This is a genomic window from Noviherbaspirillum soli, from assembly GCF_015352955.1.
GTDB classification, from domain to species: Bacteria; Pseudomonadota; Gammaproteobacteria; order Burkholderiales; family Burkholderiaceae_D; genus Noviherbaspirillum_A; species Noviherbaspirillum_A soli.
In genome coordinates, this window is the sequence record NZ_JACYOX010000044.1 from 19426 (window position 1) to 31755 (window position 12330).

The 12330-nt window shown below is 68.5% G+C and carries 11 protein-coding genes; 7 read left to right on the forward strand and 4 right to left on the reverse strand.

Annotation, left to right across the window (positions count from 1 at the left end; all coding sequences use genetic code 11):
- Positions 1-2163 carry a serine/threonine protein kinase gene (locus tag IGW04_RS22440; protein WP_194715327.1) on the reverse strand — a complete coding sequence of 721 codons (2163 nt, stop codon included), beginning with the start codon at positions 2161-2163 and terminating at the stop codon, positions 1-3.
- A 177-nt stretch (positions 2164-2340) separates the two neighbouring features.
- Here IGW04_RS22440 and IGW04_RS22445 point away from each other — a divergent pair, with 177 nt between their 5' ends.
- Entirely contained in the window at positions 2341-2565 is a 225-nt protein-coding gene (locus IGW04_RS22445) for a hypothetical protein (RefSeq protein WP_228527324.1), read from the forward strand.
- 36 nt (positions 2566-2601) lie between these two features.
- On the opposite strand, the gene IGW04_RS26085 is transcribed toward IGW04_RS22445, so the two are convergent.
- Both IGW04_RS26085 and IGW04_RS22455 read right to left on the reverse strand, forming a co-directional pair.
- Positions 2602-5193 (reverse strand): protein kinase domain-containing protein, encoded by a 2592-nt coding sequence (locus IGW04_RS26085; protein WP_194715328.1) that lies wholly within the window; start codon positions 5191-5193, stop codon positions 2602-2604.
- A 241-nt stretch (positions 5194-5434) separates the two neighbouring features.
- Positions 5435-6100, reverse strand: a complete 666-nt coding sequence (locus IGW04_RS22455) for a GntR family transcriptional regulator (RefSeq protein WP_194715329.1) — start codon at positions 6098-6100, stop codon at positions 5435-5437.
- Positions 6101-6328: 228 nt separating this feature from the next.
- Here IGW04_RS22455 and IGW04_RS22460 point away from each other — a divergent pair, with 228 nt between their 5' ends.
- The 4 genes from IGW04_RS22460 to IGW04_RS22475 all read left to right on the forward strand — a co-directional run bounded on the left by IGW04_RS22460 (position 6329) and on the right by IGW04_RS22475 (position 10436).
- Complete coding sequence (locus IGW04_RS22460) at positions 6329-7519, forward strand: CaiB/BaiF CoA transferase family protein (RefSeq protein ID WP_194715330.1); 1191 nt, start codon at positions 6329-6331, stop codon at positions 7517-7519.
- A gap of 68 nt (positions 7520-7587) precedes the next feature.
- Entirely contained in the window at positions 7588-8406 is an 819-nt protein-coding gene (locus tag IGW04_RS22465; RefSeq protein ID WP_194715331.1) for an enoyl-CoA hydratase, read from the forward strand.
- Between the two features lie 42 nt (positions 8407-8448).
- A complete protein-coding gene (locus IGW04_RS22470; protein WP_228527325.1) occupies positions 8449-9468 on the forward strand; it encodes a quinone oxidoreductase family protein in 1020 nt (339 codons plus the stop codon).
- Positions 9465-10436, forward strand: coding sequence for a Bug family tripartite tricarboxylate transporter substrate binding protein (locus IGW04_RS22475; RefSeq protein WP_194715332.1), 972 nt, complete (start codon positions 9465-9467; stop codon positions 10434-10436). The genes IGW04_RS22470 and IGW04_RS22475 overlap by 4 nt, the downstream gene beginning before the upstream one ends.
- 42 nt (positions 10437-10478) lie before the next feature.
- Here IGW04_RS22475 and IGW04_RS22480 read toward each other — a convergent pair whose 3' ends face one another.
- Entirely contained in the window at positions 10479-11399 is a 921-nt protein-coding gene (locus IGW04_RS22480; protein ID WP_194715333.1) for a LysR family transcriptional regulator, read from the reverse strand.
- 148 nt (positions 11400-11547) lie between these two features.
- Between IGW04_RS22480 and sdhC the strand changes: the two genes are divergently transcribed.
- A complete protein-coding gene (gene sdhC / locus IGW04_RS22485; RefSeq protein ID WP_194715334.1) occupies positions 11548-11958 on the forward strand; it encodes a succinate dehydrogenase, cytochrome b556 subunit in 411 nt (136 codons plus the stop codon).
- A gap of 4 nt (positions 11959-11962) precedes the next feature.
- The coding region (gene sdhD / locus IGW04_RS22490) for a succinate dehydrogenase, hydrophobic membrane anchor protein (RefSeq protein ID WP_194715335.1) at positions 11963-12330 on the forward strand (368 nt) is incomplete at its 3' end.

Sequence of the window (12330 nt, forward strand, 5' to 3'; positions counted from 1 at the left end):
TCAAGGGCGGCGCGGCCGCGTGGTGACCTGCAGCACGTCCACCGCGATGCGCTGGCGGCCATGGTCGGCGCCGATCCGCGCCAGGCGCTGTTCCAGCGCCTTCAGATAGGCTGCCTTCGGCTCGGACTCCGGGCGCATCGCATCGAACAGCGGCGCCGGCGTGACGATCAATGCGATCAGCTCGGTGCCGAACGGCTTGGCGATCACCCAGCTGCCGTTGCCGCCGATGGTGGCGGCATAGCTGGGCGGCGTGCGGTTCTCCCGGGCGCGCGGGCTGGGCACCATGTGCAGCACGCTGCCGTCGAGCGCGAAGTAGTCCACGGTCACGTAGGCGTCATAGGGCGGCGTGGTGAGGTCCAGCACCAGCGTGTCGCCTTCCGCCAGCGGCACCGGCTGCATCGCCTGCATCGACGCCGCCGATGCGCCCCTGGGGCGCAGCGTGGCCGGCGTGCCGGCCTTGCGGTTGGCCAGCCAGTAGGGCGCCAGCACGCTGACGACGCCGCATTTGTCCTGCGCGAGCGGCCCGACCTGCAGGTCCAGGCTGCCGACACCCGGCACGGCTGCGAGCAGTTCCCGCAGCCGGGCGGCGCCGACCGCATCCGACAGCAGGCCCCGCACCTGCAGCGTGTCGCCGCGCACCGCCGGCGCAAGCAGCGCGCACGGCTGGGCGGCGAGCACCGGCTCGACCGCTGACAGGGTCAGCGCTGGCGTGGCTGGCGCCGCAGGCTGCGGCGGGGCCTTGGCCGTGGCCGGGGAGGCGGCTGGCGCAGCAGGCCTCGGTTCGGCCGGCGCCGCTGTCGAGGCTGATGCCGCCGGCGCCGCCGGCGCCGCGGCAGTCCGCGCCGGCGGCCCGGTCGCGGCAGGCGCGGGAGCGGCGGGAGCCGTCACCGCGGCCGCCTGCTCGCCTGCGCCGCCATCGCGAAACTCCAGGTAGTAGCCGATGCCAGCGCCCACCAGCAGCGCCAGCGTCACCACGCCGGCGATGACGGCGGCATTGCGGGCCGCATGGTTGTCGCCCGCAAAGCCCTGCAGGAAGGCCTCGACGCTGGGCGTGCGTCTGGCACGCTCGAAACAGAGCGCATTCCTCAGCGCCTGCCACTGGCGGTAGCCGAGCTGGCGCGGCCGTTCCGGCTTCATGCCGGCATTGCGCGCCTCGGCGCCCGAAAGCCGGTTGAACGGATGATGGCCGCTGACCATTTCATAGGTGATGCAGGCCAGGCCATAGATGTCGTCGCGCGGATCGGGCTCGCGGTGCTCCACCATTTCCGGGCTGGCATAGGCCGGCGTCAGGCCGCCCAGGCTGCCGGGGTCGAACACGGTGGCTTCGGCATCGTCCTCGGGCTTGTGGAAGGCGCGCGCAATGCCGAAGTCGATCACCTTCACTTCGCTCTTGTCGGTCAGGAACACGTTTGCCGGCTTGAGGTCGCAATGGACGAAGCCCTGCTGGTGCGCATAGGCCAGTCCGCGGCCGATGCCGGTGACGATGCGCAGCGCCTCGGGATACGGCATGCCGCTGAAGCCGGGGGCGCGCAGCACCTGGCTCAGCGGCTTGCCGGCCAGGTACTCCATGGTCAGGTAGACCACCGGGCCTTCGCGGTCGAAGTCATAGACCCTGACGATGTTCGGATGGGCCAGCGCCTGCGCCTTCTTCGCTTCCCGCTGCAGCGTGATCAGCGACTTCGGATGGCCGCGGAACTGCACGTTCAGCACCTTGATGGCGATGTAGGGCTTGCGGTCCGACGCCTCCAGCTTGCGCAGGTCGAGCGCCTTGTACACCGTGCCCATGCCGCCGAATCCCAGGCATTCCTCCAGCACGAAGCGGCCGTTGATGGTGTCGCCGATGCCTTTCATGCGGTCCGGATCGGCCACCTCCATGTAGCCGCCCGCGCCAGCCGGCGGGGCCGCCATGGACTCGGTGCGCAGGCGGGTCTCGCCGGCGCCGGCATCCGCGTCCGTATCCGGCGCATGCTCTACGCGCCGCTGCAGTTCGGCATAGATGTCCGGCGGCAGCATGCCGCGGGTATTTTCCTCGCTCAATATTTCCCTGAGGCGCTGCCAGTTGCTGCGCTCCAGCGCAAGGGCGCGGTCGATCTGGGCAAGGAATTCATTGCGCGACAGATCGCCCTTGTGGAATGTCTGAATCGCCTGCGCCAAGCTGGCCATGGTTGTTCATTCGGATGGCGCGCGCACGCCGCGCCGATCCTCCCAATGTGCATGTTCGGACGCGCCGCATCTTGATCTTTTCGGGGTTTCATCGCGATGGCGCCGCCTATACTGGGATTGGGTCGCCGCCTTGCCACAACGGCGGGCGGCAGGCTCGGGCGTCAGCGGCGCCCTTTCATGGAGGAAGCATCCGTGGCCAAGATCACCATCAAGGACCTGAGCGACAGCACCGAACTCGACCGTGCGGCAATGCAGGCCATCGTCGGCGGCGCGCGCAACGGCGGACGGCCCTGGCAGCCCGAAGCGGCGCCGTCGGGCCCGGTCCGCATCATCGACTATCCGCCCGGCATGGCCAAGGCTAGGGCCGCAGCCAAGGCGCCGAAACGCAATACCGGGGCCTGAGGCCGCGGCGGGCGGCGCCCCTGCCGGCAAGGCGGATCATTCAGCCCGCCGCGGCGGCGCATTGCCGTTGCCCTGCGGCCGGGCGGCCGACACCAGCCTGCCGTTGTCGGTCTTGGCATCGTTGCTGAACTCGCCTTCCCAGTAGTCGCCGCTGGCCCAGGTATAGCGGCCCTGGCCCTGGGCCTTGCCGCGGCTCCAGGCGCCGCTGTAGACGTCGCCGTTGGCGAAGCGGTTGACGCCGGTGCCGTTGGGCAGGCCGTCCCTGACTTCGCCGCGGTAGCGGTTGCCGTTGGCGAAGGTCAGGGTGCCGCTGCCGTTGGGCAGGCCGGCGCGCATGTCGCCGGTGTAGCGGTCGCCGTTGGGATACTGGATCGTGCCCCTGCCGTTGGGCTGGTCCCGGGACCAGTCGCCGCTGTAGCGCTGCCCGTTGGCCCAGCGGAATTCGCCGCGGCCTTCCTTCTGGCCGCGCACCATGGTGCCGTCGAACTGGTCGCCGTTGTCCCAGATGATGCGGCCCCGGCCGGATACCAGGCCCGTCACCGGGTCGGGCGTGAAGTCGCCGGTCATGATCTGGTTCGGCAGCCGCAGCGTGCGGGTCCTGGGCAGCGGCGGCTCGGGCGCCGGTTCGCGCTCGCTTTCCGCTTCCTGCGCGGCGGCATTGGCAGGCTCGCCGCGCGGCGCGGCGGCCGGCGCCGCCGGTGGCGCCAGCGCGACCCTGTCCGATGGCGCCTGGGACGGCTGGGCCGGTGCCGGCGGCTGCGGCGACGGCGCATTGCCTTCAGTTGCCGGCCGGGCCGGCGAGGGCGGGGACGGCGCGGCGCTGGCGCCAGCCGACAATCCAGGAGCGCGGCTGTCCGTACTGCCGGCAAAGGGCCTGCCGGCGGGTTCCTGCCGGGCCTGGCCTGGCAGCGGGCGCGGTTCCGCCGGCGCCGGGCGCAGCCGCGCCAGCCGGGCGCGGGCGTCGGCCGCATGGCGGCCGTTCGGGTATTTGCCGAGGAAGGATTCATAGACCAGCGGCATGTCGATATTGCGCACGGCTTTCCACAGGGTCTCTTCCTCGCTGGCCGCGGTCACGGCAGGCGAGGGCGCCGGCGGCGTTTCCTCCGCCACGGCGCGGATGCGCTCGAGCGCGGCGCGGGCGATCGGCGCGAAGCGGCCATCGGGATAGTCGCGCAGATAGGATTCATAGGCGGCCGCATTGTTCAGGCTGGATGCCAGCAGCCATTGCGCTTCCTCGCGGGTGGCGCCGGTGGGCGCGGCGGGCGCAGCGGGTGCGGGCGCAGCGGGCGCGGCCGGAGCCGGTGCAGCCGAAGCCGGCGCTGGAACCTGTTCAGGCGCTGGCGCTGCGGCAACGGCTGGCGGTTCTTCAGGCTTGCCGGCGCTGGCCGTGGCAGCGGCGGGGGGTGGAGGCCCGGTGCGCACGACCGCCTGCTCCGGCTGCCGCAGGGTCCAGAGGCCGGCGGCGGCCAGCACCAGCAGCCCGGCCAGCACCGCCACCCAGGTGGTTCGCCGCGACCGGGCTGGCTGGCGCGTCATCCGTCCATCCGGGGCATGGATGCCGGCATGCGCTCCCGGCTGCCGCATCGGCGTCGTATCGCCGCCGGCGTGGCCCATGCCGGACGGTTCATGCCGGTCGGGCCCGGGCCGTGCCGGCGGCATGCCCTGCCGGGCGCCGGGCTTGATGCCCAGGGCCTGCCGGAATGCGCTGATGGACTGGAAGCGATGCTCGGGCCTGACCGCCAGCGCCTGGTCCAGCGCGGCAAGAAAGCCGGCGCTGTAGCGCCCCGCGCCGGCCTGCTGCGCCGCCGTCATCGCATCGTTGGCCACCCGTGACGGCGCTGGCGGCGGCAGCCTGCCGGCCACCAGGAAGTAGGCCACCGCCGCCAGCGCATAGACATCGGTCCACGGCCCCTGCTTCAGGTTCGGAATGTCGTCGTATTCCTCGATCGCCGCAAAGCCGCTGCGCATATCGGCGGCGGGGCCATGGCCGCCCGCGCCCAGCACCCGCTGCGCCGCGCCGAAATCGAGCAGCAGCGGCCGGCCGTCGGCCAGCAGCAGGATGTTGCCGGGCGCGATGCCGGGGTGATAGCAATGCGCCGCATGCATCATCTCGAGCGGCTCGAACAACTGGGCCAGCAGGGACTTGATCCAGTCCTCGTTCGGCTGGATGCGGCCGCTTTCCACCGCTTCCTGCAGCAGCATGCCCTGGTAGAACGGCATGACCATGTAGCCGGTGCCATTGGCTTCCCAGAACCGCACTATCCTGACCAGGAACGGCGAATCGAAACGGCACAGCACCCTGGCCTCGCTGAGGAAGGCCGCAAGGCCCGCGGCAAATGGCTGCCCGTCGGCGTCGCGCTTCGGCGTGACATGGCCGGAACGGCCGCGTGCAGCCAGGCTGGCCGGCATGTATTCCCAGACGGTAACGTCACGCCGCGTCGCCTGGTCGTAGGCGAGATAGGTGATGCCGACCTCGCTCTCGTCGATCAGCCCGACGATCTCGAACTCGCCCAGGCGGGTGCCGCCGGCAAGCACCCTGCTGCCGGCCCGTTCCAGCCTGGACCTGAATGAACCGCTATCCCGCGGTGCGGGCCCGGCAGCGGTGTTGCCGTATTCGTTGCTTTCCATGAGATCAGTCGATGTGGATAATCGGGCCGGCCCGGCGGCGGGCGTCGATTCAGCATACGCCGCATCTCGCCTTTGCCAAGCCAGTCTTGTATAAAGAGCCGGCCGGCGTCATCAAGCTTGCCGCGCCCGGAAGAGTTCGATGCATTCCGTCACTGATCGTTCGGCCTTGCGGCCATTCCGGTGCCGCAAGGCATGCATCGCGCCGCGCCCCCGGGCAGGCAACGAGGCAGCTGCCAGCCGCTCAGACCTGCCGGTCCAGCGTCGCCAGCAGCCGCTGGCGGCCGGACCAGACATGGCGCTCCGCCATGGTCTTGGCCCGGGCCGCCGAGCCGCTGGCGATGGCGTCATAGATCAGCCGGTGCTCGGCATTGGACTTGCGCATGTTGCCGGGCGCATTGAAATACCGGCGCCGGAACAGGTGCAGCTCGTTCACATAATCGAAGTAGGCCTGCTGCGCCCGGCCATTGCCCGACAGCCGCAGGATCAGCGCATGGAATTCCAGGTTGAGGTCGTAGTACAGCGCGCCGTCATTGCTTTCCGCGGCCTGGTCCATCTGCGCCAGCAGGCGCTCGAATCCGGCGCGCTCGGCGTCGGTGATGTTTTCGGCGGCGCGCTGGGCCGCGAAGCCGAACACCAGCGCCCGCAGCTCATAGATGTCCAGCATCTCGCGCACCGAGATCTTGCGCACGAACACGCCCTTGTTGACCACAGCCGTGACGATGCCCAGGCCGGTCAGGATGCGGATCGCCTCGCGTATCGGGCCGCGGCTGGTGCCCATGCGCAGGGCCAGCGCCGCTTCGTTGATGCGCTCGCCCGGCGCGATCTCGCCGGTGAAGATCAACTGCTTGAGTTGCTCCGCGATCGACAGCGAGAGTCCCTGTTCGGGCCTGGTTTGCGGCGTGGTCATGTGCCTGGTCATTCCCGGTAACTGGTGAAGGCTGGTCGCCGATGGCCGCATCCGCGAATCGCTGCGGCCGCATAGGGCCGGAAGTATATCACCGGGGCAGGGCGCGGCCACCCGGGAGGCGATCCCAATCCTGGAAAATGGTCGACGATCGTGATCAAAGTGTTGACACTTTCAATGCCAGGCAGTGATACTTGCCGCGCTGATAAAAAAAATTCTGGAGACCTTCCCATGCCGCATATGCCCGCATCCAGCGCGCTTTCCCGTTTCCGCGTGATCGACCTGACCCAGGTGCGCGCCGGCCCCACCGCCTGCCGCCAGCTGGCCGACTGGGGCGCCGACGTGATCCAGGTCCAGATGCCGGAACACATGCGCGGCGACGACACGCTGGGCGGCCAGGAGGGTTCGGACTACCAGTACACCCATCGCAACAAGCGCTCGGTGACGCTGAACCTGAAGCAGCCGGAAGGCATCGCGCTGCTGAAGCGCCTGATCGCCGGCGCCGACGTGGTAGTGGAGAATTTCCGGCCGGACGTGAAGTTCCGGCTCGGCATCGATTACGACACCCTGGCCGCGGACAATCCCGGCCTGGTGTATGCCAGCATCTCCGGCTTCGGCCAGACCGGGCCGTATGCGTCGCGCCCCGGGTTCGACCAGATCGCGCAGGGCATGGGCGGCCTGATGTCCGTGACCGGCCTGCCGGGCGACGGCCCGGTGCGGGTCGGCATCCCGATCGCCGACCTGTGCGCAGGCATCTTCGCCGCGCAGGGCATCCTGGTGGCGCTGCTGGAGCGCGGCGCCTCCGGCAAGGGGCAATGGCTGCATACCTCGCTGCTCGAATCGATGGTCTACATGATGGACTTCCAGACCTCGCGCTGGCTGATCGACGGCGAGGTGCCGACCCAGGCCGGCAACTATCATCCGACCAGCATCCCCACCGGCGTCTACAAGGCGCGCGACGGCTATCTCAACATCGCGGTGTTCGGCTCCAAGATCTGGGAGCGCTTCTGCGAGATCCTGGGCGCGCCGGAATGGATCGCCGATGCCCGCTATCACGACAAGGCCGGGCGCTCGGTCAATCGCGACAGCCTGAATGCGGAGATCAACCGCCGCCTGGCAGACCAGGACTGCGCCTACTGGATCGAGCGGTTCAATGCCGGCGGCGTCGCCTGCGGCCTGATCAACGACGTGCGCGCCGTGTTCGAGGAGCCGCAGGTGCAGCACCTGGGCATGGTCAAGGAAGTCGAGTCCAGGCATCTCGGACATCAGCGCCTTGTGGGCCAGCCGGTGCAGCTGGAACGCACGCCCAGCACCATCGCCCGCGCCGCGCCGCGCCGCGGCGAGCACACCGAGGAAGTGCTGGCCGAACTGGGCCTGGATGCCGCCGAGATCCAGCGGCTGCGCGCCGCCAGCGTGTTCTGAAGCGGCGGGCCGCTTGGCCCACCGTTGTTCATCCATCGATTTGCACCACACCCTTTGCAGGAAACCCTATGCCAGTTGAATCAAGCACCGCCTACCAGTCCCCGACCGATCGCGTTGAAGTCTGGGTGGACGCCGCCACGCTGCACATCCGCTTCAACAACCCGGCCCGCCACAACGCGCTGTCGGTCGACATGTGGCAGGCCATTCCGTCCCTCTTGGCGCAGGCCGAAAAGGATGATGCGATCCGCCTGGTGGTGTTCTCGGGCGCGGGCGGGAAGGCCTTCGTGTCCGGCGCCGACATCTCGCAGTTCGAGGACATGCGCGCCGCGCGCGAAGCGGTGAAGTTCTATGAGGCGATGGCGGAAGAGGCGCTGATGAGCATTTACCAGTGCGCCAAGCCGACCCTGGCGGCGATACGCGGCTACTGCATCGGCGGCGGCGTGAACGTGGCCATCAGCTGCGACATCCGGATTGCCGCCGACGATGCGGTGTTCTCGATCCCGGCCGCGCGCCTCGGCCTCGGCTATCGCTATTCCGCACTGAAGAACCTGGTGGACCTGATCGGCGTCGGCGCCGCCAAGGACCTGTTCTTCACTGCCCGCAGGATAGCTGCGCAGGAAGCGAAATCGCTGGGCCTGGTGAGCCGCATCGCGCCGCCGGCCGAACTGGACGCGCTGCTGGCCGAGTACACCGGCGCGATGGCGGCTAACGCGCCGCTCACGGTCCATGCCGGCAAGCGCATCATCGCCGAGATCCTGAAGCCGTCGCCCGACCTCGACCGCGAACTGTGCCAGACGCTGATCCGCAACTGCTTCGAGAGCGAGGACTATGCCGAGGGCCGGCGCGCCTTCATGGAAAAGCGCAAGCCGGTATTCAAGGGCAAATAAACAGCAGACAGGCGCAAAGCGCCGGGTGGAGGAGACAAGCTGATGGAAATGCAATCCTGGTGGATGGATACCGCGCCGGCCGAGCCGCGCATCGAGATGCGAACCGTGCCGGTGCCCGAGCCGGGGCCGGGCCAGCTGCTGCTGAAGGTGCATGCCGCCAGCCTGAACCGCGGCGAGTTCATCGTCGGCCACGGCCTGACCAAGGCCGGCAGCGCTAAGGCGATCGGCCTGGACGGCGCCGGCGTGGTGGTGCGCGCAGGGCAGGGCGCAAGTGCCTTCCTGCCCGGCCAGCGGGTGATGGGCCGCTTTCCCGGGGCGCTGTCGGAATATGCGGTCATCAACGAAGCCGAAGCGATGCCGGTGCCCGAGCGCCTGTCATGGGCGGAAGCGGCCGGCACGCCGATCACCTACCTGGTCGCGCATGACATGCTGATGACCCAGGGCCGGCTTGCCGCCGGCGAATGGCTGCTGGTCGCCGGCGTGACCTCGGGGGTGGGAACGGCCGCGCTGCAGCTGGCCCATGCGCTGGGCGCGCGGGTGATCGGCACCTCCGGCTCGCAGGCCAAGCTCGACGCCCTCGCTGCGCAGGGCCTGGATGTCGGCCTCTGCACCCGCGGCCCCGACTTCCATGATGCGGTGATGCGGGCCACCGGCGGCGCCGGCGTCAATCTGGTGATCAATACCGTCGGCGGCTCGGTGTTTGCCGAATGCCTGCGCTGCATGGCCTTCGAAGGCCGGCTTGCCACCGTCGGCTATGTCGACGGCGTGCTGCATGCCGACATCGACCTGCAGGCCCTGCATGCGCGGCGGCTGGTGCTGTTCGGCGTGTCCAACAAGCAGGTCGGCGGCGCCGCGCGGGCCGCGGCCGCGGAACGCTTCCGGCAGGAAGTGCTGCCGATGCTGGCCGACGGCCGGGTGCGCCCGCTGATCGGCAGGGTCTATTCCTTCGGCCAGCTCGCCGCAGCGCGGGCCGCGATGGAAGCGAATGCCTATCCGGGAAAGATCGTGATCGCCGTTGAACATGCCTACGAGCATGTCAATATCAACCAGGAGACAACATGAACACCGCAACACGGGCCGCAGTTTCCATGCTGGCGCTTGCCAGCCTGTGCACGAACGTCGCCGCGCAGTCCTATCCCGACCGGCCCCTGAGGCTGGTGGTGGGTTTCACGCCCGGCGGCGCCGCCGACTATGTCGGCCGCAATGTCGGCGAGGCGCTGTCGCGCGCGCTAGGCCAGCCGGTGGTGATCGAAAACAAGCCGGGAGCGGGTTCCAGCATTGCCGCCGACTTCGTCTCCAAGGCCGCGCCCGATGGCTACACGGTGCTCATCGCCAGCCCCAGCAGCATCTCGGTCAACCCGGCGCTCGACCCGAAGCGCCAGCCGGCGGTGCAGTCGCTGGTGCCGGTGACGAAGGTCACCAATTCGCCGCTGGTGATCGCGGCCAATCCATCGCTGGGCATCACCTCGATCGCCGAGCTGATCGCGGCGGCGAAGAAGGCGCCGGGCACGCTCAACTTCGCCTCCGCCGGCAGCGGCTCGGCGCCGCACCTGGGCGGCGTGCTGTTCAACCAGCTCGCCGGCACCGAGATCACCCATATCCCGTTCAAGGGCGGCGCGCCGGCGATACAGTCCGTGATCGCCGGCGACACCCAGGTCACCTTTGCGACGCCGCCGTCGGTGCTGCCCTTCATCAAGGCCAACCGCCTCCGTGGCCTGGCGGTCAGCACGCTGGAGCGCTCGCCGCTGGTGCCGGACCTGCCCGGCATGAAGGAAGCCGGCCTGCCGGCTTACCAGCTGGACTTCTGGTATGGCTTCTTCGTGCCGGCCGGCACGCCGGCGGACGTGGTGAAGAAGCTGTACGACGCCACCGCGGCGGCGGTGCAGCGGCCCGAAGTCAAGGCCGCGCTGGCGCGCGAGGGCACCGATGTGTCGCTATCGGCCTCGCCCGCCGACTTCGCTGCCTTCCTGAAAAAGGACAACGCCTTCTGGGCCAAGCTGTCGCGGGACTCGGGCGCGAAGATCGAGTAGGCACCTGATGCGGGCAGCGCGGCCGGTCCGGCCGCACCCGCTTCAGCCGCCTGCGCCGCCTGCCATGTCTGCCGCGCCCTCGCGCGCCTGCCTGACCACGTTCAGAAAATTCGCCGTCTTCGCCGAGCCATCGTTTTCACGCGAGGCCAGCGCCAGCCTGGTCCTTACGCTGGCGCCGGCGATATCGATATACACCACGCCCTCGGCCCGGATCTGGCTGACCGACGCCGGCACGATGGAAATGCCGAATTCCGCCGACACCAGGCTTACCACCGATGACAGCTGCGGCGCCGGCTGGCCCAGCCTGGGCTCGAAACCCGCCTCGTGGCATGCCGACAGGATCTCGCTGTGCAGCGTGGGGCTGGCTTCGCGCGGCATCAGCACGAATGATTCCTCGGCCAGCTGCGACAGCGCCAGCTTGCGGTGCCTTGCCAGCGGATGCTTGGCGGGCAGCACCACCTTCATCGGCTCGTTGACGATCTGGTACAGCGCAATGCCGGTGAAGGAATGCAGGCCGGGGCGCAGGAAGGCCAGGTCCAGCCGCCTTTCCTCCAGGTGCACCAGCAACTGGGTGGTATTGCCTTCCATCAGGGTCAGTCCGACGCCGGGGTAGGCATTGCGGAAGTCGCGTATCAGCGCAGGAACGGCCGGGTTGAAGGCCGACGACGCGGTAAAGCCGAGACTCAGGTGCCCGGTCTCGCCGCGGCCGGCGCGCTGGGCATTCTGCACCGCATGCTGCGCATCGTCGAGCAGGCGTCTGGTATCGGCCAGCAGCGCCGTTCCGGCTTCGGTCAGGGTGACGCCATGCCCGGTGCGCCGAAACAGCGGCACGCCCAGTTCCCGTTCCAGCGCAAGAATCTGCTGGCTCAGCGGCGGCTGGCCGATGCCCAGCTTTTCCGCGGCGCGCGTTACATTGCCTTCCTGCGCGACCGCCAGGAAATAGCGTAAATGCCTTAATTCCATCTTGGTATCTCTAAAATAGATATCAGCCAGACCATCCAGATATTGGACAGTATAACGCGGTTGTACGACAATACGGTTCCCGAATGACCAACCAACCGTCCCGATGCAGGCAGTCATGCCAGGCGTGCGGGGCCCATGAGGTTTCCCCATGTCAAACACTGCAAGCAAAAGCCGGCCGCAGTACAGCAACATCCATGTCACGCAGCTGATGCACTACCGCCTGCCGTTGGCCGGCGTGGTTTCCATCCTGCACCGCATCAGCGGCGCGCTGATGTTCCTGCTGCTGCCCTTTGTGCTCTACCTGCTGGAGCAAAGCCTTAGTTCCGACGCCGCGTTCGCCAGCATGAAATCCTTCGTCGCGCATCCGCTGTCCAAGCTGATCATCCTGGCCTTGTCCTGGGCCTACCTGCACCACTTCGCCGCCGGCGTGCGCCACCTGTTCATGGACATGCACATGGGCCTGAGCAAGGAAGGCTCGCGCCACTCGGCCGCCAGCGTGCTGGCCATCAGCCTGTTTTTGACCCTCCTGGTCGCACTGAAACTGTTCGGAGTGTTCTGACACCATGGCCATCAAGCACAACAATATCGGCTCCAAGCGCCTCGTCGTCGGCGCCCACTATGGCTTTCGCGACTGGCTGGCCCAGCGCGTCACCGCCATCGTCATGGCCCTCTATACCGTCATCATCCTGGTGACCTTCCTCACAGGCAGCAATTTCAGCTATGAAGGCTGGGCCGGCATGTTCGCCCGCCAGTGGTTCAAGATCGCCACCTTCGTCACCCTGCTCGTGATGTTCTATCACGTCTGGGTCGGCATGCGCGACATCTGGATGGACTACGTCAAGCCCGTCGTCGCCCGCCTCTTGCTGCAAAGCGCCACCATCGTGTGGCTCATCGGTTGCGCCGGCTATGCGGCGCAGATTCTCTGGAGAGT

Bases quoted from the DNA above. Each gene is read 5' to 3' on its own strand.
- IGW04_RS22445 (WP_228527324.1), top strand. From the start codon at position 2,341: ATGGAGGAAGCATCCGTGGCCAAGATCACCATCAAGGACCTGAGCGAC.
- IGW04_RS22460 (WP_194715330.1), top strand. From the start codon at position 6,329: ATGCCGCATATGCCCGCATCCAGCGCGCTTTCCCGTTTCCGCGTGATC.
- sdhC (WP_194715334.1), top strand. From the start codon at position 11,548: ATGTCAAACACTGCAAGCAAAAGCCGGCCGCAGTACAGCAACATCCAT.
- IGW04_RS22440 (WP_194715327.1), bottom strand. From the start codon at position 2,163: ATGGCCAGCTTGGCGCAGGCGATTCAGACATTCCACAAGGGCGATCTG.
- IGW04_RS22470 (WP_228527325.1), top strand. From the start codon at position 8,449: ATGGAAATGCAATCCTGGTGGATGGATACCGCGCCGGCCGAGCCGCGC.
- IGW04_RS22465 (WP_194715331.1), top strand. From the start codon at position 7,588: ATGCCAGTTGAATCAAGCACCGCCTACCAGTCCCCGACCGATCGCGTT.
- IGW04_RS22455 (WP_194715329.1), bottom strand. From the start codon at position 6,100: ATGACCACGCCGCAAACCAGGCCCGAACAGGGACTCTCGCTGTCGATC.
- IGW04_RS22475 (WP_194715332.1), top strand. From the start codon at position 9,465: ATGAACACCGCAACACGGGCCGCAGTTTCCATGCTGGCGCTTGCCAGC.
- IGW04_RS26085 (WP_194715328.1), bottom strand. From the start codon at position 5,193: ATGGAAAGCAACGAATACGGCAACACCGCTGCCGGGCCCGCACCGCGG.
- IGW04_RS22480 (WP_194715333.1), bottom strand. From the start codon at position 11,399: ATGGAATTAAGGCATTTACGCTATTTCCTGGCGGTCGCGCAGGAAGGC.